Origin of the sequence: Streptomyces sp. NPDC007164 (genome assembly GCF_040634135.1) — a bacterium.
Taxonomy (GTDB): Bacteria; Actinomycetota; Actinomycetes; order Streptomycetales; family Streptomycetaceae; genus Streptomyces; species Streptomyces sanglieri.
In genome coordinates this window covers 63,286-87,567 of the sequence record NZ_JBEYFB010000015.1, presented here as the reverse complement: position 1 = coordinate 87,567, position 24,282 = coordinate 63,286, and the positions used below count along the sequence as shown (strand labels likewise).

Below are 24,282 nucleotides of genomic sequence, written 5' to 3'. Positions count from 1 at the left end.
CTCATGACCGACCGACTGACCTACACGGAACTCGCCGTCCTGATGAAGAAGGGCGCCGGAGTCACCGTCGACCCGCGCGACATGGAGCAGCGGCCCGCATCGGCCTTCGACGAGTACGGCCTGGACTCGCTGGGCCTGCTCGGCATCGTCGGTGTGCTGGAGAACCGGCACGGCCGGGCGCTGCCGGCCGACGCCGACCGCTGCAAGACCCCCCAGGAATTTCTCGACCTCGTCAACAACAGCCTCATGACAGGAGCCTGACGTGCCCGGACACACCGAGAACGAAATCACCATCGCCGCCCCCCTGGACCTGGTCTGGGACGTGACGAACGATCTGGAGAACTGGCCGCGGCTGTTCAGCGAGTACGCCGCCGTCGAGATCATCGAGCGGGACGGCGACAGCACCACCTTCCGTCTGACGATGCACCCCGACGAGAACGACAAGGTGTGGAGCTGGGTCTCCGAGCGGACCGTGGACCGTGGTGGTCGCACGGTCCGCGCCCGTCGTGTCGAGCCCGGTCCGTTCCAGCACATGAACATCCGTTGGGAGTACTCGGAGGTGCCCGGCGGCACCAGGATGCACTGGACCCAGGACTTCGCGATGCGTCCCGACGCCCCCGTCGACGACGCCTGGATGACCGACAACATCAACCGCAACTCCAAGGTCCAGATGGAGCTGATCCGGGACAAGATCGAGCAGCGCGACCGGGAGCGCCGCACCGCCCCGGTCGGGGCCAACTGACCCGCCGTCCGCCGACGGCCCGCCACCCCGCCCCCGGGCCGGGTGGCGGGCCGGAACCAGAAAGGCATCTCCCGATGCACCACGCTCTGATCGTCGCCCGGATGGCACCGGGTTCGGCGCCGGACATCGCCGAACTGTTCGCGGCCTCCGACAGCGGCGAACTGCCCCACCTCGTCGGTGTGACCAGGCGCAAGCTGTTCCAGTTCGGCGACGTGTATCTGCATCTGATCGAGTCGGAGCAGCCGCCGGGCCCCGAGATCGCGAAGGTGACCCAGCACCCCGAGTTCAAGGACATCAGCGAACAGCTCACCGCCTACGTCAGCGCGTACGACCCGCAGACCTGGCGGAGTCCCAAGGACGCCATGGCCCATGAGTTCTACCGGTGGGAGCGCGGCACCCCCGCTTGAGACGGACGATCGCCCCGGGTCCGGCCCATCGGCCGGACCCGGGGCGATTCGCGTGCCCGGGGGAGGGACGGTCAGTCGGGGACCACGCACTCGAAGGCGTGCAGGTAGGGATTGACCGCGACGATGTCGCCGATCAGCAGCCCGGCGTCCGAGATCCGGGTGACCAGGCTGTCCCTGGTGTGCTTGGCGCCGCCGACGTTCAGGAGCAGCAGCAGGTCCATCGCGGTGGTGAACCGCATCGAGGGGGTGTCGTCGACGAGGTTCTCGATCACGACGACCCTGGCGCCCGGGCGGGCCGCCGCGACGATGTTGCGCAGCGTCCGGCGGGTGCTCTCGTCGTCCCACTCCAGGATGTTCTTGATGATGTAGAGATCGGCCTCGACGGGGATGGCCTCGCGGCAGTCCCCGGCGACGATCCGGGTCCGGTCCACGAGCGCGCCCTCGTCCCGCAGCCGCGCGTCGGCCCGGGCCACCACGCCCGGCAGGTCCATCAGCGTGCCGTGCAGCGACGGGTGCTTCTCCAGCAGGCTCGCCAGTACGTGCCCCTGGCCGCCGCCGATGTCGGCGACCGCGGACACCCCGGTGAGGTCGAGGAGTTCGGCGACGTCCAGCGCGGACTGCATGCTGGAGGTGGTCATCGCGCGGTTGAACACCTGCGCGGACTCGTGGGCGTCCTGGTGGAGGTAGTCGAAGAACCCCTTGCCGTGCACGTCCGCGAAGACGCTCCTGCCGGTGCGTACGGCGTCGTCGAGGCGGGGCCAGACGTCCCAGGTCCAGGGCTCGGTGCACCACAGCGAGATGTAGCGCAGGCTGTTGGGGTCGTCCTCGCGCAGCAGGCGCGACATCTCCGTGTGGGCGAACTCCCCGTCCGGGGTCTCGGTGAAGATCCCGTAGCAGGACAGGGCGCGCAGCAGCCGCCGCAGCGGCACCGGCTCGGCCTTCACCAGTGCCGCGAGCTCCTGCGCGGTGGCGGGCGTCTCGCCCAGCGCGTCGGCGACGCCCAGACGGGCGGCGGCGCGCACGGCGGCGGCCCGGGCCGCGCCGAAGACCAGTTCACGCAGTTGCATGGCCGGCTGCGGGGGAGTGACGGGGTGCGGGAGGGCGGCGTGTACGGGGGAGGGAGTGGGGTTGGGGCTCACAGTGGTCATGCTGTTTCGCTTCTCCTCGTGCGGGGGTGCACCGCTCAGCACATGCCGGTCGGTGCGGACTTGGCGCAGACGTTGTCGGTGAAGGAGTTGCCCTTGCCGGTGTCTCCATTGGCGAGGTCGGCCGGCTTGTTGCCGAGCGCGACATTGCCGCTGATGGTGTTGCCGGTGTTCTTCGTGCCCACGAAGCTCTTGAACAGGACGACACCGCCGGACATCGGGCTGGTGCCGGAGTTGTCGCGGATCGTGTTCGAGCGCACCTTGGTGTCCGCTGCGCCGGTGAGCACGATGCCGGTGCCCTGGAGGGCCGGCAGCCGTTCGGTCTTGGCACAGGACTTGTTGTTGCCGGTGATCTCGTTGGACTCGATCGTCATGGCGCCGGCCTGCGGCTTTCCTTCGTCGCCCACGACGAATACACCGGTGCAGTTGCCGGTGAGGCTGTTGTCGTGGACCGACATGTTCCGCACCCGCCTGGCGGTGAATCCGATCCGGTTGTCGGTCAGTGTGTTGTCCCGGAGCTCCGTGCCCCGGGTGTCGGTGGCGCCGCCCTCCGCGTCGACGGTGTTCGCCACGAAGATGCCCGCGTCGCCGTTGGCGCGGGCGGTGTTGCCGATGAACGCGCCGCGGGTGGAGCGCTCCTGGGCGATGCCCCAGACACCGTTGTGTTCGGAGGTCACCTGCCGGACGGTCAGGTGGTCGGTCCAGGAGGCCCAGACGCCGTTCTTCTTGAATCCGGTGACGGTCAGCGACTCGATGTGGACGCCGTCCACGGTCTTGCCCGCCCGGCCCTGGACGCAGATTCCGTTGCCGGCCTTCGCGCAGGCGTCGGCGGCCCGCGCGTCGGGCTCCGGAGGCCGGACGACGGTCCGGCCGCCGGAGCCGCGCAGGGTCACGTCGGGCTTGGTGACCAGCACGCTCTCCCGGTACGTGCCGGGCAGCACCACAACGGTGTCACCCGGCTGGGCGGCGTCCACCGCCTTCTGGATCGATTCGCCCGGGTGGACCATGTGCGCGGTCTCGGCGGAGGCGGAGTGGATGGCCAGGCCGAGACCCGCGGCAGAGACGACCGCGACAGGGACCAGGATCTTGATGGTTCGTTTCTTCATGAGCCGAAGCTATGGGCGATCTCCCCCGGTTGCCACATAGGGTGAGCGGATGGGTTCGGGGCGTGGCCGAATGGGTTACGCGGGCTCCGCCGCGCGGTGACCGGGCCGGGTCCGGCCGTGCGGGTGTTCCCGGCTCTCACGCCCCGGGTTCGCGCCGCGGTGCGACGACCGAGCGGGCCCACCGGTAGTCGGCCTTGCCGCTCGGTGAGCGCTGGATCCGGCGGGCGATCACCAGCCGGCGGGGGATCTTGTAGCCCGCCAGCCGGGTCCGGCAGTGGGCCTGGAGGTCGTCGAGTGAGGGCTCGGCCGCCCCCTCGCGCAGCTGCACCACCGCCGCGACACGGTTGCCCCACCGTTCGTCGGGCACCGCGGCGACCAGCACGTCGTACACGTCCGGATGGGCCTTCAGCGCCTGCTCGACCTCCTCGGGGTACACCTTCTCGCCCCCGGTGTTGATGCACTGCGAGCCGCGGCCGAGGACCGTGACGATCCCGTCCTCGTCGACCGTCGCCATGTCACCGAGCAGGACCCATCGCTCCTCGCCCCGGCTGAAGAAGGTCTCCGCGGTCTTCTGCGGGTCGTTGTAGTACCCGAGCGGTACGTGCCCGCGCTGGGCGATCCGCCCCGGCGCACCCGGCGCCACCGGCTCGTACGTCGCCGGATCCACCACCGCCGTACGGGAATTGACCTGGAGCCGGAATCCGTTCTCCGGGCCCGAGTCGGCCGTCGCCGTGCCGTTGAACCCGGACTCCGAGGAGCCGAAGTTGTTCAGCAGCATCACCGTCGGCACCAGTTCCTGGAACTCCGCGCGCACCGAGTCGGACATGATCGCGCCCGAACTGGACACCGAGAACATCGACGAGCAGTCGGTGCCCTTCAGCGGGCCCTTCAGCGCGTCGATGAGCGGCCGCAGCATCGCGTCGCCCACCAGCGACACGCTGGTGACCTTCTCCTTCTCGATCGTACGGAGCACCTCGTGCGGCACGAACTTGCGGTGGACCACGACCCGCTGCCCGAAGTTGAAGCCGATGAAGGCGGTGAGCGTCGAGGTGCCGTGCATCAGCGGGGGAGTGGGGAAGAAGGTGATCCCGTCACCGCCCGCGGCGACCCGCTCGGCGAGCTCCTGCGGTGACTTCACCGCCTCGCCGGTCGGCGCGCCCCCGCCGAGGCCGGAGAAGAAGAGGTCCTCCTGGCGCCACATCACACCCTTGGGCATTCCGGTGGTGCCGCCGGTGTAGATGATGAACTGGTCGTCGGCCGACCGCGGCGGGAACCCGCGCTCCGGGCTGCCGGCCGCCTCCGCATCCGTGAAGGCGACCGCGTCCGGACCGCGGACACCCGCCTCCGGAACCCCCACCCGTACGAGATGACGCAGGCCCGGCGCCTTCGGCGCGGCGGCCGCGACCCGCTCGTCGAACTCGGCGTCGAAGACCAGCGCGGCGAGATCCGCGTCACGGTAGAGGTAGATCAACTCCTCTTCCACGTAACGGTAGTTCACATTGACCGGAACGATGCGGGCCTTCAGACAGGCCAGCACGGTCTGGAGGTACTCCACCCCGTTGTAGAGGTGCAGCCCCAGATGCTCGCCCGGGGTGATGCCCGCCTCGATCAGGTGGTGGGCCAGGCGGTTGGCCGCCGCGTCCAGCTCCGCGTACGTCAGCCGTCGCTCCGCCCCCGTGCCGGGATGGTCGAGGTAGACGAGCGCCTCGCGTTCCGGGACCGCGTCGACGACCGACTCGAACAGGTCGGCAAGGTTGTACTCCACCGTTCCTCCTGACCCCGGAAGCTGACTGGCTCGGCGGTCATTAGAGCGCCGGGAGACGCAACTGGGAAGGGTGCCGTCGAAGAAATCTGACTAGCTGTCAGAAAACTATTGAACTGGGCCACCGCCTACTGCAACCTGTTCTAGGTCTTTAGACGGGAGGCGGACAATGGGTGGTACGGAACACCTCGCCGTGCGGCGCGAGGGCGCCACACTGGTGCTCACCCTGAACCGGCCGGAGGCGAAGAACGCCCTGTCGCTGCCGATGCTGGTCGGGCTATACGACGGCTGGCTGGCGGCGGACGAGGATGACACGATCCGCTCGGTGATCCTCACCGGCGCGGGCGGCTGCTTCTGCGCGGGCATGGACCTCAAGGCCCTGGCGGGCAAGGGAATGGAGGGCGAGCAGTACCGGGACCGGATGACCGCCGACCCCGATCTGCACTGGAAGGCGATGCTGCGCCACCACCGCCCCCGCAAACCGGTCATCGCCGCCGTGGAGGGCCACTGCGTCGCGGGCGGCACCGAGATCCTCCAGGGCACCGACATCCGGATCGCCGGAGCGGGCGCCACCTTCGGGCTCTTCGAGGTGCGGCGCGGCCTCTTCCCCATCGGCGGTTCCACGGTCCGGCTGCCGCGCCAGATCGCCCGCACGCACGCGCTCGAAATGCTTCTCACCGGACGCCCGTACAGCGCCGGGGAAGCGGCCGGCATCGGACTGATCGGCCGGGTCGTCCCGGACGGCACCGCACTGGAGGAGGCCCTCGCCGTCGCCGAACGGATCAACGCCTGCGGACCGCTCGCCGTCGAGGCCGTCAAGGCCTCCGTGTACGAGACCGCCGAGATGACCGAGACCGAGGGGCTGGCCGCCGAACTCAAGCGCGGCTGGCCGGTGTTCGCGACCGAAGACGCCAAGGAAGGCGCCCGCGCCTTCGCCGAGAAGCGCCCGCCCGTCTACCGGCGCACCTGAGCCCAGGAGGCAACCGTGCCCGAAGCCCTCAGCGCACCGCTGGTGGTCGAATTCCCCTTCACCCGCTCCCTGGGCCCCGTACAGAGCGCCTTCCTCACCGGACTGCGCGAACGCACCGTCCTCGGGGTCCGCACCGCAGAGGGAAAGGTCCTGGTCCCGCCCGTCGAGTACGACCCCGTCACCGCCGAGGAGCTCCGCGAACTGACCGAGGTCGCCACCACCGGCACCGTCACCACCTGGGCCTGGAACCCCGCACCCCGCCCCGCCCAGCCCCTCGCCACCCCCTTCGCCTGGGTCCTGGTCCGCCTCGACGGCGCCGACACCGCGCTGCTGCACGCCCTCGACGCACCCGGCCCCAAGACGGTGCGCACCGGCATGCGGGTACGGATCCGCTGGGCCCCCGAACGGACCGGCGCGATCACCGACATCGCCTGCTTCGAACCGTACGACGGCGACGGCACCGGGCGATCCGCCCCGCACGACGGCGAGTTCACCGACCCCGTCACCGGCATCGTCACCCCCGCCCGGCTCGACTACCGCTACACCCCCGGCCGCGCCCAGAGCGCGTACCTCGACGCGCTCGGCGGGCAGCGGATCGTCGGCGAACGCTGCCCGTCCTGCCACAAGGTGTACGTACCGCCCCGCGGCGCCTGCCCCACCTGCGGGGTCGCCACCACCGAACAGGTCGAGGTCGGCCCGCGCGGCACCGTCACCACCTTCTGCATCGTCAACATCAAGGCGAAATCCCTCGACATCGAAGTCCCCTACGTCTACGCGCACATCGCGCTCGACGGCGCGGACCTCGCACTCCACGCCCGCATCGGCGGCATCCCGTACGACCAGGTGCGCATGGGCCTGCGCGTCGAACCCGTCTGGACCGAGAGCGGGCGGCACCCCGACCACTACCGGCCGACCGGCGAACCGGACGCCGACTACGACGCGTACAAGGAGCTGCTGTAAATGCGAGACACGGCGATCGTCGCCTTCGCGCAGACCGACCACGTGCGCCACACCGACGAGCTCTCCGAAGTCGAGATGCTGATGCCCGTCCTCCACCGGGTCCTCGACGCGACCGGGCTCAAGGCCAGCGACATCGGCTTCACCTGCTCCGGCTCCAGCGACTACCTCGCGGGCCGCGCCTTCTCCTTCACCATGGCACTCGACGGCGTCGGCGCGTACCCGCCGATCTCCGAGTCTCATGTGGAGATGGACGGCGCCTGGGCGCTGTACGAGGCCTGGGTGAAGATCCAGACGGGGCAGGCGGACACCGCGCTCGTCTACTCCTACGGAAAGTCCTCGCCCGGCGAGGTCCGCGACGTCCTCACCCGCCAGCTCGACCCGTACTACGCCGGCCCGCTCTGGCCGGACTCCGTGGCGCTCGCCGCCCTCCAGGCCCGGGCGCTGATCGACGCGGGCGACACGGACGAGGCAGCCCTCGCCGCGATCGCCCACCGCAGCCGCGCCGCCGCGGCGGACAACCCGCACGCCCAGCTCAGGGAACCGGTCCCGGCCGGCGAATACGTCGTGCAGCCGCTGCGCACCGGCGACTGCCCGCCGGTCGGCGACGGCGCGGCCGCCGTGATCCTCGCCGCCGGTGACACCGCACGGGCCCTGTGCCCCCGCCCCGCCTGGATCCGCGGCATCGACCACCGCATCGAGGCGCACTCCCTCGGGGTGCGGGAGCTGACCGAATCACCGTCCACCCGGCTCGCCGCGACCCGCGCCGGGGTCTTCGAACGGCCCGTGGACACCGCCGAGCTGCACGCCCCGTTCACCTCCCAGGAGGTGGTGCTGCGCAAGGCACTCCGGCTCGACGACAGCGTCCACGTCAACCCGTCCGGCGGCGCGCTCGCCGCCAACCCCGTCATGGCCGCCGGGCTGATCCGCCTCGGCGAGGCCGCTGCCCGCATCCACCGCGGCGAGTCCGACCGGGCCCTCGCCCACGCCACCTCCGGGCCCTGCCTGCAGCAGAACCTGGTCGCCGTCCTCGAAGGGGAGAGCGCTCATGTCCAGTGAGCCCGTGGCCGTCGTCGGCATCGGCCAGACGAAGCACGTGTCCGCACGCCGGGACGTGTCCATCGCGGGACTCGTCCGCGAGGCCGCCGTCCGAGCCCTGGAGGACGCGGCCCTGACCTGGGCGGACATCGACGCCGTCGTCATCGGCAAGGCACCCGACTTCTTCGAGGGCCTGATGATGCCGGAGCTGTACCTCGCCGACGCCCTCGGCGCGGTCGGCAAACCGATGCTCCGGGTGCACACCGCGGGCTCCGTCGGCGGCTCCACCGCACTCGTCGCCGCCAACCTGGTCTCCGCCCGGGTGCACCGCACCGTCCTCACGCTCGCCTTCGAGAAGCAGTCCGAGTCCAACGCCATGTGGGGGCTCTCGCTGCCCATCCCGTTCCAGCAGCCGCTGCTCGCCGGAGCGGGCGGCTTCTTCGCCCCGCATGTACGGGCCTACATGCGCCGCACCGGCGCGCCCGACACGGTCGGCTCCCTCGTCGCGTACAAGGACCGCCGCAACGCGCTGAAGAATCCGTACGCGCACATCCACGACCCGGACATCACCCTGGAGAAGGTCCGGGCGGCACCGATGCTCTGGGACCCGATCCGCTACTCGGAGACCTGCCCGTCCTCCGACGGGGCCTGCGCGATGATCCTCACCGACCGTGCCGGAGCGGGTCGTTCGCCGTACCCGCCCGCCTGGATGCACGGCGGCGCGATGCGCAGCGAGCCGACGCTCTTCGCGGGGAAGGACTTCGTCTCGCCGCGGGCGGGCCGGGACTGCGCCGCCGATGTGTACCGGCAGGCGGGCATCGGCGACCCGCGACGAGAGATCGACGCGGTGGAGATGTACGTGCCCTTCTCCTGGTACGAGCCGATGTGGCTGGAGAACCTCGGCTTCGCCGACGAGGGAGAGGGCTGGAAGCTCACCGAGTCCGGCGTCACCGAACTCGACGGCGACCTGCCGGTGAACCCGTCGGGCGGAGTGCTCTCCACCAATCCCATCGGCGCCTCCGGCATGATCCGCTTCGCCGAAGCCGCGTTGCAGGTGCGGGGACGGGCCGGTGAACACCAGGTCGCGGGGGCCCGGAAGGCGCTCGGCCACGCGTACGGGGGCGGGGCGCAGTTCTTCTCCATGTGGCTGGTCGGAGCCGAGCCGCCCAGCAGCTGACACCGCGCGGTCCCGGGCCGCCGGGAGCCCCCTTCGCGCCCTGTCCGCGACCGCCGGGGGTGACTACCCTTTGGCCCGGGACGACAAGTGGGAGGAGCCGACGTGGCGGAGCGCACCACGACCCAGCAGCCCTTCGCGGGCTGGGACAAGCCGGATCTCGATCTCAGCAACGCGCAGTGGAGATCGGGCAGTCAGGGCGCGGGGGACGTCCAGATCGCCTTCGTCGAGGGATTCATCGCGATGCGCAACGCCGGGAAGCCGGCAGCCCGTCGATCGTCTTCACGCCGGCCGAATGGCGCGCCTTCGTGGTGAACGCCCGCGACGGCGAGTTCGACCTCACCTGAGGGCGCCCCGTGCGGTGATCCGGTGGCCGGCCGCGATCACCCGATCGGCGGTACGGCGGTACGGAACGCCACCGACGGGATCGCACACCGTGGGCGGTGTGGGCGCTGAGAGTGACGCGAACCCTGCCGCGCGGACCCCGGCCGGAGCCGGACCCCGGCCGCCAGGTCTTCACGACCGTGCCCGGGGGTGCCGTGCCGGCGGGCATCGGGCTACTCACCGGCCCGACGACCTGGTCGTCGCGTGCGGCGGGGCCGCGCACCGGCCGGCGCCCGGGCCTGCGCGGACCCGGCTCCGCAAGGTGAGCCCGGACACGTAACATGTCTGCATGTCCTTCCTCCGCCGCCGTAGCGCCGCCACACCCGCGGGCCCCGACTTCGACGTCCTGGCCATGGACCCGGGGGACTGGCCCGGAAACCTCGGCGCCGGTCTGCTGCCCGCGCCCGACGGAAGCTGTCAGGGTGTCTTCCTGCGCTACGACCTGTTCGGCGGACGCGGCCCCGCGATGATCATCGGCAACCTCCCGGAGGGCTCGCCCGCCCGCGAGACCGAGGAGGGCCAGGTCCCGTTCGAGGTCGCCCAGCTGCTGCTCGCGCTGGAGAACGACGAGCCGGTCGAGGTCACCGGCACGGAGGACATGCCCGTGATGCAGGGCGACAACCTGCTGATCGTGCGCCGCGTCAAGCTCTCCGAGAGCCGGATCTCCTGCGTCCAGTTCGACCGCAGCGACGGTGTGCTCGTCACCATCGCCAGCTGGGACCGGCCGATCACCGACGATCTGTACACCCTGCTCAAGCCCCTGCCCGCCGAGTTGTTCCAGCAGGGCTGAACCCGCCCCTCCCGCAGGCCGTCCGCACATTCCGGGCGGCTGCGGGGCGCGTATCCCGAGATCCGTCCAAGTGCTCGCGGCCTCCGTCCAAGAGGCCGCTTTGTCATGCTCCTTGTCGGGTCAGTCGTCGGACCTTTACCGTCGGCCGCATGACATCCGGGATCACGCGACGTACCACCGTGAAGACAGCGATAGGGGCAACCGGTGCGCTGGCACTGGGAGTCCCGGCCCTTTCCGGCACGGCTGCTGCTGCCGGTACCTCCGATGAATCATCGGGAGCCGCCCCCTCGAAGAGACAGGCGGGACCGGCGCTCCGGTACGACGCGCCCGCCGCGGACTGGGAGCGCGAGTCGCTGCCCATCGGCGGTGGCGCCCTCGGCGCGAGCGTGTTCGGGACGCTCGCCTCCGAGCGGCTCACCTTCAACGAGAAGACCCTGTGGACCGGTGGCCCCGGCTCCGCCCAGGGCTACGACTTCGGGAACTGGACCGCTCCCCGACCCGGCGCCCTCGCCGGAGTGCGGCAGCGTCTCGACAGCGAGGGCGCGCTCGGCCCGGATGCCGTCGCCGCCGAACTGGGCCAGGCCCGGCGCGGCTACGGCGCCTACCAGGTCTTCGGCGACCTGAGACTGGATCTGCCGGACGCCCCGGCCGCCCCCGATGCCTCCTACCGCCGCACCCTCGACCTGCGCAACGCCCTCGCCGCCGTTACGTACACCCACCAACAGGTCGTCCACACGCGGGAGTTCTTCGTCTCCCATCCGGGCAGGGTGATCGCGGCGCGCCTCGCCGCCGACCGTCCGGGGCAGGTGTCCTTCACCCTGCGCCACACCTCGCCCCGCGACGACTGCACCGTCACCGCCGACCGGGACCGGCTCACCGTACGCGGCGCACTGAAGGACAACGGTCTGCGCTTCGAGGCCCAGATCCGTGTCCGGACCAGTGGCGGCACCGTCACCGCGGGCACGGACGGCACCCTCACCGTCACCGGCGCCGACAGCGCCTGGTTCTTCCTCGCCGCGGGCACCGACTACGCCGACAGCCACCCCGCCTACCGCGGCGCCGACCCGCACACCGCGGTCACCGCCGCCGTGGACCTGGCAGCCCGGACCTCCTACGAGAAGGTCCGCGACGCCCACGTACGCGACCACCGCGCCCTCTTCGACCGGGTCGCCCTCGACATCGGCCAGGAACTGCCCGACCTGCCCACCGACCAGCTGCTCGCCGGCTACACGGGCGGAACGAGCCCCACCGACCGGGCCCTGGAAGCGCTGTTCTTCCAGTACGGCCGCTACCTGCTGATCGCCTCCTCGCGGGCCGGGTCACTGCCCGCCAACCTCCAGGGGGTGTGGAACAACTCGACCACCCCGCCCTGGTCGGCCGACTACCACAGCAACATCAATCTGCAGATGAACTACTGGCTCGCCGAGGTCACCAACCTCGCCGAGACCACCGCGCCGTACGACCGGTACATCGAGGCGATGCGCGCCCCCGGCCGCAGGACGGCGAAGGAGATGTTCGGGACCGCCGGCTGGGTGGTGCACAACGAGACCAACCCGTACGGCTTCACCGGCGTCCACGACTGGTCCACCGCCTTCTGGTTCCCGGAGGCCGCCGCCTGGCTCACCCAGCAGATGTACGAGCACTACCGGTTCGGCGGCTCCACCGACTACCTGCGCTCCACCGCCTACCCGGCGATGAAGGAGGCGGCCGAATTCTGGCTCGCCAATCTGCGCACCGACCCGCGCGACGGACTGCTCGTCGTCACCCCCAGCTACTCTCCCGAGCACGGCGACTTCACCGCCGGTGCCGCGATGTCCCAGCAGATCGTGCACGACCTCCTCACCAACACCCTGGAGGCCGCCCGCACCCTCGGCGACTCACCGGCCTTCCGCGGCCGGCTGGAGACGGCCCTGGCCCGGCTCGACCCCGGACTGCGGATCGGGTCGTGGGGCCAGCTCCAGGAGTGGAAGACCGACCGGGACGACCCGGGCGACACCCACCGCCATGTCTCGCACCTCTTCGCCCTCCACCCCGGCCGCCAGATCGAACCCGGCAGCGCATGGGCACGGGCGGCCGAGGTCTCCCTCGGGGCGCGCGGCGACGGCGGCACCGGCTGGTCCAAGGCCTGGAAGATCAACTTCTGGGCGCGGCTGCGCGACGGCGACCACGCCCACCGGATGCTCGCCGAACAGCTGAAGAGCTCCACCCTGCCCAACCTCTGGGACACCCACCCGCCCTTCCAGATCGACGGCAACTTCGGCGCCACCTCGGGCATCGCCGAAATGCTGCTGCAGAGCCAGCACGACACCGTCGACATCCTGCCCGCGCTCCCGTCGGCCTGGCCGGACGGATCGGTGCGCGGGCTGCGTGCCAGGGGAGGCTTCACCGTCGACATCGAATGGGCCGCCGGGCAGGCCCGCCGTGTGCTGATCACGGCGAGCCGTACCCGCGAAGTGACCGTCCGCAGCACGCTGTTCGCGAGCGGCGAGAAGGTCTTCAAGGCCCGCGCGGGCAGCCGCTACACCCTGGTCGCCGAGGGCTGAGCGAACAGCGCGGTCACCCGCGCCGCCGAGACACCGAGCCCCGTGGGACCGCTGATGTGCCACGGGGTTCCGGTGCCGCGCAGCAGATCCTGCTCGCGGTAGCGCCGGCAGTCCCGGTGCCAGATCAGGATGCCCGCGAGCCAGTGCTTGAGCTCCAGCACGTACCCCGCCAGCACCTCCCGCGCCTGAGCGTCCAGATCGAAGTCGTCGTAGAGCACCGGGAGTTCCTGCTCGGCGACGTGCAGGAACTGCCTCAGCCGCGACTTCATCAGGTCGTACACGATCGCCACCCCGGTCGGATAGTCCACCCCGAAGAAGTTCTGCACGACCAGGACGCCGTTGTGCACCTCACCCTCGAACTCGATCTCCTTCTGGTACGAGAACAGGTCGTTGAGCAGACAGGCGTAGTCCGCCGCCGCGTTCTCCAGGGAGCGCAGCGGTCCGCTGTGGTAGATCTCCGGCGGAACCTTCCTGCCGTGACCGAGCCGGCACAGGCTCATCGTGAGGTCGGAGCCGAACGTCATGCGCCGCATCTCGACGTAGTCCACCGGGTCAGGGATACGGTTCTGCACCTGGTTCGCCAGCTCCCACACCCAGCTGGCGGTCATGTCCTCGACCGCCTTCCGGAACGCCCGGCGCCCGCTCGCGTCCATCGGCGCCGAGGTACGCGCCCAGAGATCACCGAGCCCCCGTTCCAGGGCGTTGACCGGCTCGGGCGTCCCGGATCCGTCCAGGGGCATGAACAGCGACAGGCGTTCATTGGCCAGTTTGGCCCCCGCCAGATCGCGGGCCCGCCCGTGCACCACCGGGAACCAGTCGTCGCCGTACGTCCCCCAGGTCAGCCACTGCGAGGACAGGTCCAGCTCCTCGGGAGTCGCGTCCGGGTGCAGCCCCGCCGCGCACAGCGGCAGATCGGTCGCGAGCAGCCGTCCCTCGTCCCAGATGTGCGAACCGGGCACCCCCGGCTGTGCCTCCAGGATGCCCATCCGGCCCGCCCAGTCGACGATGCGGACCCGCGCCCCGTCCAGATGCGGACTGAGTGTCGTGCCGAAGGGCAGCTCGAAGTCGGGCAGCAGCGACGGGCCGACGTGCTGGTAGGGCAGATGGGTGTGGCTGCGCAGCCGGGCCGTCTCCGACCGCGGTGTGAACCGGATCGACGCCGCGGCCATCCCGAAGCCGGTGGTGGCCGCCTCGACCGCGCCGTCGTTCATATAGCGGCTGGAGCGCAGGTGCCACTCGTGGCCGCCGGACTGCCAGTCCTGCAGACCCTTCACGTACGCGAGGACCGCCGCGGTCTGCGCCGGGTCGAGTCCCTTCGCCGCGCAGAGCGGCCCGAGTTCGGTGAGCGCGGTGTTCTCGAACTGCTGGAGACGGGAGGTCAGCAGATCGTTCACCGCGTCGGCGGCCTCCTGCGTGGAACAGCCGAGGAAGTGTTCCAGGACGAGCACACCGTTGCTGTTCTCGCCCTCCTCCTCCACCTCCCGCTGGTACGAGAAGAGGTCGTTGCGCAGATGCACACCGTCGGAGAAGGCGTCCCGCAGCACCCGCAGCGCACGCTCACCGGCCACCGCCTCGGGAACCTCCGCGCCCGCCGCGTACTCCACGAGCCCCGCCGACCACGGGGCGCCGCCCACCTTGCGACGCATCTCGATGTACTCGACGGGGTTCGCGATGCGCCCCTCGTTGATGTTGGCGAGTTCCCACAGCGACTCGTTGAGCAGGTTCTCCGTCGCCTCGGCGAACCTGGCCCGCCAGGCGTCGGACATGCTCGGCACCGTTCGCGCCCACAGATCGGCCAGCCCCGCCTCGACCGGATTGGTCGGCTCCGGCATCGGCGCCCCGCGCTCCATCGGCATGAAGGCAGGCAACCGGTCCAGATAACGTTTGCCGCCCTCGCGGTCGGGGGTGCGCTTGAACAGCTCCAGGAAGTGGTCGTCGAAGAAGAAGACCCACACGTACCAGTCGGTGACCAGTGAGAGCGCCTCGGCCGAGCAGTCGGGATGGGTGTACGCACACAGCAGCGCGTAGTCGTGGGAGTCGATGTCCTTCTCCTCCCAGATGCCCGACCCCTCCACCATCCCCATGCTGCGCGCCCACTCCTTGGTGTGGACCCGGGCCTCCTCGACATGGACGTTGAGCCGCGCCGGATACGGAACGTAGAAATCCGGCAGGGTGAAGGGCTGAGCCATGTGCGTACGGCCTTTCCAGGATCACCGCGCGAATGCCGCGCGGACGTGGTCGTGTCCGCGCGAGCACTACCCTTCGGCCGTTCGGGGCACGCACATCCCGGATTAGTCAGATAAAAGACATGCCTGTCGATGGCGTCCCGGTGTGCCGGACAGGGCCTCCGGACGGCGCCCGGGATGCGGACAACGGGCCTTCGGGGGCGCCCGGTTGAATCCTTCCCGCCCAGGTCAGACACCCCGCCAGTGGTCTGGTCCACTGGCTCGACCGGCGACCTCCACGGATCCCTTGACGTGCTGTCATCTCAGGTCGGAGAGTGTGCGCGCACAGCGGATCAGTGGGATCGGAACACGCACGGCTCCATCACGCACGGCTCCAGGAAGGGTTGTCATGACGTCCAAGCAGAGGACCGGACTCGCACTCGCGCTGACAGGTGTCGGCGCACTGAGCATGACGCTGCTCAGCCCCGTGACGCAGGCCGGTGCGGACGGGGTGCGACCGGAATGCCCGCGCAGCCTCGCATGCGACTGGGTACCGGCGGCCTACCAGCAGACGGGTGACGCGGCCGACAAGGAGACGTACGGGAACTACGACACCGCGGACCGGCCGCACACCAACAAGGTCGGATTCATCGTCCTGCACGACACCGAGGAGGACTACGAGACCACCCTGAAGATCTTCAAGAACCCGCTGAAGCAGACCTCGGCCCACTACGTGGTGCGCTCGGGCGACGGGCACGTCACCCAGATGGTCAAGGGCAAGGACGTCGCCTGGCAGGCCGGCAACTGGTACCTCAACAGCCACTCCATCGGCATCGAGCAGGAGGGCGTCGCCGTCGACGGAGCCAAGTGGTACACCCCCGAGATGTACCGCTCCACCGCCAGGCTGGTGCGCTACCTCGCGGCCAAGTACGACATACCGCTCGACCGCCAGCACATCATCGGCCACGACGGAGTGCCGCCCACCAGCGCGTCGGGCACCAAGAACATGCACTGGGACCCGGGCACCTACTGGGACTGGAACCGCTTCATGGCGCTGCTCGGCAGGCCCACCGTGCCGAGCGCCCCCAAGAGCAGCGAACTGGTCACCGTCAGCCCGGACTTCAAGCGGAACCAGCAGGCCTTCCGTGACTGCGAGAAGGGCGTCGACCTGCCGGTCCAGGGCTCCAGCGCCCTCCCGCTGCACACCGAGCCGTCCACCGGGGCGCCCCTCTTCTCCGACCCCGGCCTGCACACCGACGGCTCGCCCGGCACCAACTGCGTCGCCGACTGGGGCAGCAAGATCAGCGCCACCCAGCAGGCCGTGGTCGCCGACCACGCGCCCGGCTGGACGGCGATCTGGTGGTACGGCCGCAAGGCCTGGTTCGAGACCCCGGCCCGCAGCCGGAACACCACGCCCACCTCGGGCCATGTCGTCAGGCCGAAGCCCGGCCGCACCGACGTACCGGTGTACGGGGTCGCCTACCCGGAGCAGTCCGAGTACCCCGCCGACTTCACGGACAAGCGGGTGGGCGCGCCGCTCCAGTACACGATCAAGGCCGGCCAGTCCTACCCCGGCGGCGGCGAGGCGCCCACAGGCTTCTTCTACGCGCCCACGATCGACTCCTCGTACCCGTTCGACCACGCGTACTTCGCCGGCAAGGAGAAGTATGTGACGGTGCAGATCGGCCACCGGATCGCCTTCGTGAAGGCGTCCGACGTGGACATCGTGCGCACCCGCTGAGACCGTTCCGGGGCCGTCGCAGCGGCGACGGAACGCCGGGAATCCGTACCGTCGAGAAGGAGGCATTCATGCACGGACCGACCAGGACCGCCGCCACCGCCGTCGCGGGCGTCGCCTTGGCGCTCGCACTCACCGGCGCCGCAGCCGTCGCCACGATCGCGACGGCCTCGGCCGCCGCCGCGTCCGAGACCGGGGCGCAGGGCTGGGACGTCTCCGGCTCGTTCGACACCCAGCAGGAGTGTGTCACGGCCGGGGACGCGGGCCTCGCCGACGGGAGCTGGGCGCAGTACCGGTGCGTGCTCTTCGAGGCGCGGTGGGACCTGATGACTCCGGCCTGACCGCCCGACGAGTGCCCCTCCTCACGCCTCGCCCGTGCCCGGAGGGGCACTCGGCCTCACCTCGCGACCAGCCGGTTCACCTGCGCGGGAGACAGCGCGTGCTCGATGGCGAGGATCCCCGCCCCGACCGCCGCCGCGTTCTCGCCCGTACGGCTCGGCTCGATCCGCAGCAGCTGGGTGGCCAGCGGATGCGAGCGCCGGTACACCGCCTCCCGGACCCCGGCGAGCAACTGGTCGTGAACGGCGGCCAGCGCGCCGCCCATCACCACCGTGTCCGGATTGAAGAAGTTCACCAGACCGGCGAGCACCTCGCCGACCGCCCGCCCGGCCTCCCGGACCATCCGCACGGCGTCCCGGTTCCCGGACCGCACCAGGCGCACGACATCGCTGCCCGACGTCGCGTCCAGCCCCAGGGCCACCAGCTTCGCCGCCAGTGACGCGCCGCCCGCGACGGCCTCCAGACAGCCCGAATTGCCGCACCGGCAAGGATCGTCGAGATCCCCGACCCGGATATGGCCGATGTCACCGGCACACCCCTGCGCGCCCCGGTGCAGCTTGCCGTCGGCGACGATTCCGCAGCCGATCCCCGTACCGACCTTGATGTACAGCAGATAGCGGCAGTCCGGGAACGCGCGCCGCTGCTCGCCCAGCGCCATCACGTTCACATCGTTGTCGACCAGCGCACGCACCCCGAACCGCGAGGCGAAGAACTCCGGGATCGGATACTGGTGCCAGCCCGGCATGATCGGCGGATCGACCGGACGGCCGGTGGAGAACTCCACCGGACCCGGCACCCCGACGCCGATGGACCGCAGCGTCCTCGGCTCCCGGTGGGTCTCCTCCAGCAGGGCGCGCACGGTGCGCTCCACGTGCCGCAGCACGGAATCCGGGCCGTCCCCGATCGACAGCGGCTCCTCGTGCGAGGCGAGCGTGGCCCCACCGATGTCCATCAGCGCCACCCGGCAGTGCGAGGCCCCCAGATCCACCCCGGCCACCGCGTGCTCACGGGTCCGCAGCGCCAGCCGTCGCGGCGGCCGGCCACCGGTGGAACCGCCGTCGGCGTCCTCGTCCACGAGGCCGTGCGCGATCAGCGCGTCCACCCGCTGGGAGACCGTCGAGCGGGCCATCCTGGTGACCCGGGCGATGTCGGCACGGGTCGCCACCGCCCCCGAGCCGATCAACGCGAGCACCTCGCCCGGCGAGTGCGACGCGGCAGCGGAATTGCGATCCGACGGCGAAGACATGGCAGTCACCCTAGGGACGACTTCCGCTGCTCACAAGGCATCCACTGTTCGGCCATCGGCATAAGTACATGCCAAGTCGCCGTGAAATAAAGGCGCTTGAGCCCTTGACACTCCCAATGCCTGTCACGACTCTGCTCTGCAGACCACTGAGCGAGGAGCAGTTCGATGCTGACGATGCAGGGTGTGTCCAAGAGCTTCCTCGGGGTGCGTGTGCTCGATGGGGTGGGGCTCGACCTCGAAGCCGGAGAAGTGCATGCCCTGGTGGGGGAGAACGGCGCGGGGAAGTCCACCCTGATGAAGATCCTCGCGGGGGAGCACTTACCCGACGCGGGGACCATCACCATCGACGGCACCGACCGCACCTTCGGCCACCCGGCCGAGGCCCAGGCCGCCGGGGTCGGCATCATCCACCAGGAATTCGCGCTCCTGACCCACCGCACAGTCGCCGAGAACGTCTTCCTCGGCCGCGAACCGACCAGGTACGGACTGGTCGACCGGGGCGCCATGGAGCGGCGCACCGCCGAACTCCTCGCCGAACTCGACGAGACCGGCATCACCCCGCGCACCACCGTCCACGAGCTGTCGGTCGCACGCAGACAGACCGTGGAGATCGTCAAGGCCCTCGCCTCGGACGTCCGCATCCTGGTGATGGACGAACCCACCGCCGCACTCGCCGACCACGAGGTCGAGCGACTCGGCTCCCTCGTACGCCGCCTGACCGCCCGCGGGATCGGCATCCTGTACATCTCGCACCGCCTCCGCGAGGTCTTCGACCTCTCGCGGCGCATCACCGTCCTCAAGGACGGCCGCCGCGTCACCACCCTCGACACCCGCGGGACCGACGCCGGCACGGTGGTACGCGCCATGGTCGGACGGGAGCTCGGCGCCTACTACCCGCCCCGGGCCGGCCCCGGGGAGCCCGGCGAGGAACGGCTCACGGTGCGCGGCGGCGGCAACTCCAGGATCTCCGGCATCGACCTGACCCTGCGGGCCGGCGAGGTCGTCGGCGTCGCCGGTCTCCAGGGCTCCGGCCGCACCTCCCTCGCCCGCGCACTCTTCGGCGCCGCCCCCTTCACCACGGGCGCCATGACCGTCGGCGGGGAGCCGCTGCGACCGGCGAACCCCAGGGAAGCCGTCCGGGCCGGGATCGCCCTGGTCACCGAGGACCGCAAGGGGGAGGGCCTCGCACTCCACCAGTCCGTGGCCGACAACGCACTGCTCGTGACCCGTGCCGTCCCCGCGCGCGGCAGACCGGCCGCGCGCCGCGAGGTGACCGCGCTGCTGGAACGCGTACGCCTCCACGCCCATGGCGAGGACCAGCAGGTCCAGTACCTCTCCGGCGGCAACCAGCAGAAGGTCGTCATCGCCAAATGGCTCGCCGCCCGTCCCCGGGTACTCCTCTTCGACGAACCCACCCGCGGTGTCGACGTCGGCGCCAAGGCGGCCATCCACACCCTCGTACGGGAACTGGCCCGCGAGGGCCTCGCCGTACTGATCATCTCCTCCGAACTGCCCGAGCTGATCGGCATGAGCGACCGGATCCTCGTCATGTCCGAAGGACGCCTCGCCGGTGAACTTCCCGCCGGAGCCACCGAGGAGTCCGTCATGTCCGTCGCCACCGGCGGCGGCGCGACGGAGGGAGCGGCATGAGCGCACTGCGGCCCAACCTCGGCATCCGGCCCCCCAGCGCCGCACCGCGCCCCCGCCCGCGCCTCACCGGCCCCGTGGCCGGGGTCTGGCTCGCCGCGCTCGCCGTCACCGTGCTCGGCTGGATCGTCGTCGCCGCCCGCGGCGGGGAATTCCTGACCGTGACCAACGTGGTGACGATCCTTCAGAACTGCGTCGCCCTGGGCCTCGTGGCCGTCGGCCAGTCCGTCGTCATCCTCACCGGATCGCTCGACCTCTCCGTCGCCCACCTCATCAGCCTGGGCACCCTCGTCGCCGCAGAGACGATGCGGAGCGGCAGCGTGCTCGTCGCGGTCATCGCCGTCCTCGCCCTGAGCGCCGCCGTCGGCCTGGCCAACGGGCTGATCGTCACCGGCCTCAAGGTCAACGCCTTCATCGCCACCCTCGGCACCGCCTTCATCCTGCGCGGCTGGATCGAGGACAACTACACCGGCCCCGCGGGCAAGGTCCCCGCCTCCTTCCAGCGCCTCGGCTACGACCGGATCGGACCGGTCCCCGTCTCGCTCTTCCTCCTCCTCGCGGTCGCCGCCGCGCTCTGGCTGATCACCCGCCGCACCCGGCTCGGCCACCACATGTACGCGACCGGCGGCGACGAGCACGCCGCCCGGCTCTCCGGCGTCCGCACCCGGCGCACCGTCGTCGCCGCACACCTCCTGTGCTCGCTGTGCGTCGGCGCCGCGGCGCTCTTCCTCGCCGCACGGCTCGGCGCCGGAGCCCCCTGGGCGGGCACGGAGGCCCGCTACGACCTGGAGTCCATCGCCGCCGTCGTCCTCGGCGGCACCGCGCTCGCCGGGGGACGCGGGGGAGTGGCGGGCACCCTCGGCGGAGTCCTGGTCCTCGCCGTGCTCGACAGCGTCTTCAACCAGCTGTCCGTGGACCCGTTCTTCAAGAACGTCGTCCGGGGCGTCGTCATCATCGCGGCCGTCGCCCTCTACGCCCGAGGCCGCCGCACCCCGAAGGAGCGGACCGCATGACCACCGCCCAGGCACCCGCCGGAGGCCGCCGAGTCCTGCGTGCCCTCACCACCGGCACCCCCGTCTACCTCCTGCTCGCGGTGCTGCTGGCCGCGCTCGCCCTCACCGACCCGGGCTTCTACGAACCCGACCGCTTCCTCGCCTTCGTCAAGCGCGCCGCCCCCCTCGTCGTCCTGGCCGCCGGCCAGTACCTGGTCATCGTCTGCGGCGAGTTCGACCTCTCAGTCGGAGCGATCGTCACCGCCGGGGTGGTCGTCGGCGCCGAACTGTACGGCTCGTTCCCGGCCGCGCCCTGGCCGCTCGTCACCGTGGTCCTGCTGCTCGCCGGAGCCCTGGCCGGACTTGTCAGCGGACTGATCACCACCCTGCTGCGGGTGCCCTCGTTCATCACCACGCTCGGCATGATGCTGATCCTCGAAGGCGCCGTCTTCTTCTGGACCGGCGGCTCACCCCACGGCGCGCTGCCCGCGGAGTTCCGCAGGCTCGGGCGCGGCACCGCGTTCGGCTGGCTGCCGTGGGCCGTACTGGTCTGCGTCGTCGCGGGCCTGCTGGCCGTACGCCTGATGCGTTCCGACTTCGGCCGTACGCTCCTGGCCACCGGCGACAGCGAACGCGCCGCGGCACTGGCCGGAGTCCGGGTCGCCCGCGCCCGGACCATCGCCTTCGTCCTCTCCGGCGTCGCCGCCGCGCTCGCGGCGGTACTGGTCGGCGGCTTCTCCGGAGTCTCGGCACAGGCCGGCCGCGGCTACGAGTTCGAGGCGATCACCGCCGTCGTCCTGGGCGGCGTGCTGCTCGGCGGCGGCCGGGGCTCCGTCGTCGCGGCGATGGCCGGGGCGTTCTCGCTCCAGGCACTGTTCACCCTGCTCAACCTCCAGGGCGTCTCCGGCGCACTGGAATCGACCGTGCAAGGCGCCATCGTCATCGCCGCCGTCGCCCTCGGCGCAGCCGACTGGTCCAGGCTGCGCCGCCGCGGCACCGAACCCCCGGGAGCGAAAACCTCATGAGTACGCGAAAGCTCGGACACGTCCTCGCGCCGGTCGCCGCGCTGCTCGGCGCGGCCCTGCTGGCCGGCTGCACCAGCGACGTCCCGCCCGACGCGCCCGCCGCCGGAGCGAGCGGCGACACGGGCGCCCCGGGCACCGGCAAGCAGTCGAAGTTCTTCGACCGGGCCGAGTACGACCGTCAGCTCGGCCTCGCCGAAGTGACCCCGCAGGGGCCCGCCGCGAGACCGTGGGAGCAGATGCTCCGCCCGGAGCTCGTCGACACCGGCCAGTACAAGAAGAAGGGCTCCGGCGGAATCCATCTCTGTTTCTCCAACGCCGGGGTCTTCAACCCCTGGCGTCAGGTCGGCCTCAAGAACATGCGGGCCGAGGCCGCACTCCACAAGGAGATCACCGGGTTCACCGTGCTCGACGCCCAGGGCAAGGACGACAAGCAGATCTCCGACATCCAGGAGCTCGCCGGCCGGGACTGCGACGCCCTGATCGTCTCCCCGAACACCACGGCCACCCTCACCCCCGCCGTCGAGCAGGCCTGCGCGAAGGTGCCCGTGATCGTCTTCGACCGGGGCGTCGAGACCGACTGCGCCGTCACCTTCATCAACCCGATCGGCGGCTACGGCTACGGGGCGGTCGCCGCCGGCTTCCTCGTCAAGAAGGTGAAGCCCGCGGGGAAGATCCTCGCGCTGCGGATCTCCCCCGGTGTCGATGTGCTGGAGACCCGCTGGTCGGCGGCGAAGCTCGCGTTCGACAAGAGCGGACTCGACGTCGTGGACGTGAAGTTCACCGACGGCGACCCGGCGAAGACCAAGGCGATCGTCACCGACGCCCTCACCCGCCACGGCGACATCGACGGTGTCTGGATGGACTCCGGGGCGACCTCCGTCGCCGCGGTGGAAGCCTTCGAGGACGCCGGCCGGGACGTGCCGCCCATCACCGGCGAGGACCAGCAGGACTTCCTCCAGGCCTGGAAGGAGAAGAAGCTCACCGCGATCGCCCCCTCCTACCCCACCTTCCAGTGGCGCACCCCGGTCATCGCCGCGCTGAGGATCCTCAAGGGGCAGCAGGTCCCGAAGGAGTGGAAACTGCCGCAGCCCACCGTCACCCAGGAGACCCTCGACCGGTACTTCAAGCCCGGCATGCCGCCACTGCACTACGCGATGTGCGGCTGCGAGAACCTCCCCGGATTCCCCGGGAAATGGGGAGGCAAGAAATGACCGTCGCCCTCCCGCTCGGCGCCAACCCGTGGATCTGGCACTCGCCGGTGACCTACGAAACGCTCGGTGACGTGCTGCCGAAGCTGTCCGCATGGGGCTTCGACTGCGTCGAGATCCCACTGGAGAACGAACGGGACTGGGCGCCCGGATCCGTCGCCAAGCTGCTCGACGCCTCCGGTCTCGCCCCCGCCGCGGTGATCGCCGTGATGCCGCCCGACCGCAACCTCGTCCACACCGACCCGGGGACCGTCCGGGTCACCCAGGACTATCTGTACCGGTGCGTCGACGCCGCCCAAGCTCTCGGCGCCCCCACCGTCGCCGGACCCATGTACGCAGCGGTGGGCCGCACCTGGCGGATGGACCGCGTCGAACGCGCCGCCGCGTACGAGGAGTTGCGGGAGCACCTCGCCCCGGTCGTCGCGCACGCCCGCGCGGCGGGGGTGCGGCTCGCCGTGGAACCCCTCAACCGGTACGAGACGAGTCTGCTCAACACCGTGGATCAGACCCTCGAAGCGCTGACCGGGCTCCCCGAGAACGCCATCGGCCTCGCGCTCGACGTGTACCACCAGAACATCGAGGAACGCTCGCTGCCCGACGCCGTGCACCGCGCGGCGGGCCGCATCGTCCACGTACAGGTGTGCGCGAACGACCGGGGCACCCCCGGCGCCGACTCCCTCGACTGGCCGGGCTTCCTCGACGCGCTCACCACGTGCGGCTACTGGGGTCCGCTCTGCATCGAGTCGTTCACCGCGCACAACGACGCCATCGCGGTCGCCGCCTCGGTCTGGCGCCCGCTCGCCGGCACCCAGGACAGCATCGCCGTCGATGGCCTGGCCTTTCTGCGCCACGCCCTCGGCACCACCCCCTGACCCCGCTCGTCCGCAATCCGCAGAGAGGACCC

At 70.8% G+C, this 24,282-nt stretch carries 21 protein-coding genes and 1 pseudogene; 17 read left to right on the top strand and 5 right to left on the bottom strand.

The features are described 5' to 3' along the window. The first annotated feature begins 3 nt into the window (after window positions 1–3). From ABZ622_RS20415 to ABZ622_RS20405, 3 genes are all read left to right on the top strand, one after another. Window positions 4–261, top strand: coding sequence for an acyl carrier protein (locus tag ABZ622_RS20415; RefSeq protein WP_360545008.1), 258 nt, complete (start codon window positions 4–6; stop codon window positions 259–261). A gap of 1 nt (window position 262) precedes the next feature. Next, window positions 263–742, top strand: a complete 480-nt coding sequence (locus ABZ622_RS20410; protein ID WP_266918450.1) for an SRPBCC family protein — start codon at window positions 263–265, stop codon at window positions 740–742. A gap of 74 nt (window positions 743–816) precedes the next feature. Continuing rightward, window positions 817–1,149 carry a TcmI family type II polyketide cyclase gene (locus ABZ622_RS20405; RefSeq protein WP_360545006.1) on the top strand — a complete coding sequence of 111 codons (333 nt, stop codon included), beginning with the start codon at window positions 817–819 and terminating at the stop codon, window positions 1,147–1,149. A gap of 71 nt (window positions 1,150–1,220) precedes the next feature. Here ABZ622_RS20405 and ABZ622_RS20400 read toward each other — a convergent pair whose 3' ends face one another. From ABZ622_RS20400 to ABZ622_RS20390, 3 genes are all read right to left on the bottom strand, one after another. Beyond that, a complete protein-coding gene (locus tag ABZ622_RS20400) occupies window positions 1,221–2,297 on the bottom strand; it encodes a methyltransferase (RefSeq protein WP_360545004.1) in 1,077 nt (358 codons plus the stop codon). Window positions 2,298–2,332: 35 nt separating this feature from the next. Next, window positions 2,333–3,400 carry a right-handed parallel beta-helix repeat-containing protein gene (locus ABZ622_RS20395; RefSeq protein ID WP_360545002.1) on the bottom strand — a complete coding sequence of 356 codons (1,068 nt, stop codon included), beginning with the start codon at window positions 3,398–3,400 and terminating at the stop codon, window positions 2,333–2,335. 136 nt (window positions 3,401–3,536) lie between these two features. Further along, window positions 3,537–5,165, bottom strand: a complete 1,629-nt coding sequence (locus ABZ622_RS20390) for an acyl-CoA synthetase (protein ID WP_360545000.1) — start codon at window positions 5,163–5,165, stop codon at window positions 3,537–3,539. 166 nt (window positions 5,166–5,331) lie between these two features. Between ABZ622_RS20390 and ABZ622_RS20385 the strand changes: the two genes are divergently transcribed. From ABZ622_RS20385 to ABZ622_RS20355, 7 genes and pseudogenes are all read left to right on the top strand, one after another. Continuing rightward, window positions 5,332–6,132: a crotonase/enoyl-CoA hydratase family protein gene (locus ABZ622_RS20385; protein WP_266918456.1), complete on the top strand. Its 801-nt coding sequence runs from the start codon at window positions 5,332–5,334 to the stop codon at window positions 6,130–6,132. Window positions 6,133–6,147: 15 nt separating this feature from the next. After that, window positions 6,148–7,092, top strand: a complete 945-nt coding sequence (locus tag ABZ622_RS20380) for an OB-fold domain-containing protein (protein ID WP_360544998.1) — start codon at window positions 6,148–6,150, stop codon at window positions 7,090–7,092. After that, window positions 7,093–8,148 carry a thiolase domain-containing protein gene (locus ABZ622_RS20375; protein WP_360544996.1) on the top strand — a complete coding sequence of 352 codons (1,056 nt, stop codon included), beginning with the start codon at window positions 7,093–7,095 and terminating at the stop codon, window positions 8,146–8,148. Then, entirely contained in the window at window positions 8,138–9,304 is a 1,167-nt protein-coding gene (locus tag ABZ622_RS20370) for a thiolase domain-containing protein (RefSeq protein ID WP_360544994.1), read from the top strand. Before ABZ622_RS20375 ends, ABZ622_RS20370 begins: the two co-directional genes overlap by 11 nt. A gap of 102 nt (window positions 9,305–9,406) precedes the next feature. Beyond that, window positions 9,407–9,648: pseudogene (locus tag ABZ622_RS20365) on the top strand (DUF397 domain-containing protein). A 326-nt stretch (window positions 9,649–9,974) separates the two neighbouring features. Continuing rightward, a complete protein-coding gene (locus ABZ622_RS20360) occupies window positions 9,975–10,475 on the top strand; it encodes a hypothetical protein (protein ID WP_018550733.1) in 501 nt (166 codons plus the stop codon). Window positions 10,476–10,624: 149 nt separating this feature from the next. Then, window positions 10,625–13,018 carry a glycoside hydrolase family 95 protein gene (locus tag ABZ622_RS20355; RefSeq protein ID WP_360544992.1) on the top strand — a complete coding sequence of 798 codons (2,394 nt, stop codon included), beginning with the start codon at window positions 10,625–10,627 and terminating at the stop codon, window positions 13,016–13,018. Here the strand turns inward: ABZ622_RS20355 and ABZ622_RS20350 are convergent. Beyond that, the gene (locus tag ABZ622_RS20350; protein WP_360544990.1) at window positions 12,994–15,207 is read right to left on the bottom strand and encodes a terpene synthase family protein; all 2,214 of its coding nucleotides are present in this window, start codon (window positions 15,205–15,207) and stop codon (window positions 12,994–12,996) included. The genes ABZ622_RS20355 and ABZ622_RS20350 overlap by 25 nt on opposite strands. Before the next feature lie 385 nt (window positions 15,208–15,592). Between ABZ622_RS20350 and ABZ622_RS20345 the strand changes: the two genes are divergently transcribed. Beyond that, window positions 15,593–16,924, top strand: coding sequence for an N-acetylmuramoyl-L-alanine amidase (locus tag ABZ622_RS20345; RefSeq protein ID WP_360544988.1), 1,332 nt, complete (start codon window positions 15,593–15,595; stop codon window positions 16,922–16,924). Between the two features lie 68 nt (window positions 16,925–16,992). After that, window positions 16,993–17,262, top strand: a complete 270-nt coding sequence (locus ABZ622_RS20340; protein WP_360544986.1) for a hypothetical protein — start codon at window positions 16,993–16,995, stop codon at window positions 17,260–17,262. A 56-nt stretch (window positions 17,263–17,318) separates the two neighbouring features. Here ABZ622_RS20340 and ABZ622_RS20335 read toward each other — a convergent pair whose 3' ends face one another. Next, complete coding sequence (locus tag ABZ622_RS20335) at window positions 17,319–18,506, bottom strand: ROK family transcriptional regulator (protein ID WP_360544984.1); 1,188 nt, start codon at window positions 18,504–18,506, stop codon at window positions 17,319–17,321. Window positions 18,507–18,671: 165 nt separating this feature from the next. Here ABZ622_RS20335 and ABZ622_RS20330 point away from each other — a divergent pair, with 165 nt between their 5' ends. The 5 genes from ABZ622_RS20330 to ABZ622_RS20310 are packed head-to-tail and all read left to right on the top strand — an operon-like array spanning window position 18,672 to window position 24,250. Then, complete coding sequence (locus tag ABZ622_RS20330; protein ID WP_360544983.1) at window positions 18,672–20,156, top strand: sugar ABC transporter ATP-binding protein; 1,485 nt, start codon at window positions 18,672–18,674, stop codon at window positions 20,154–20,156. Then, window positions 20,153–21,166 carry an ABC transporter permease gene (locus tag ABZ622_RS20325; RefSeq protein WP_360544981.1) on the top strand — a complete coding sequence of 338 codons (1,014 nt, stop codon included), beginning with the start codon at window positions 20,153–20,155 and terminating at the stop codon, window positions 21,164–21,166. The genes ABZ622_RS20330 and ABZ622_RS20325 overlap by 4 nt, the downstream gene beginning before the upstream one ends. Further along, window positions 21,163–22,170, top strand: coding sequence for an ABC transporter permease (locus tag ABZ622_RS20320; protein WP_360544979.1), 1,008 nt, complete (start codon window positions 21,163–21,165; stop codon window positions 22,168–22,170). Before ABZ622_RS20325 ends, ABZ622_RS20320 begins: the two co-directional genes overlap by 4 nt. Then, window positions 22,167–23,381, top strand: coding sequence for an ABC transporter substrate-binding protein (locus ABZ622_RS20315; RefSeq protein WP_360544977.1), 1,215 nt, complete (start codon window positions 22,167–22,169; stop codon window positions 23,379–23,381). Before ABZ622_RS20320 ends, ABZ622_RS20315 begins: the two co-directional genes overlap by 4 nt. Further along, a complete protein-coding gene (locus ABZ622_RS20310; protein ID WP_360544975.1) occupies window positions 23,378–24,250 on the top strand; it encodes a sugar phosphate isomerase/epimerase in 873 nt (290 codons plus the stop codon). Before ABZ622_RS20315 ends, ABZ622_RS20310 begins: the two co-directional genes overlap by 4 nt. The last annotated feature ends 32 nt before the right edge of the window (window positions 24,251–24,282 follow it).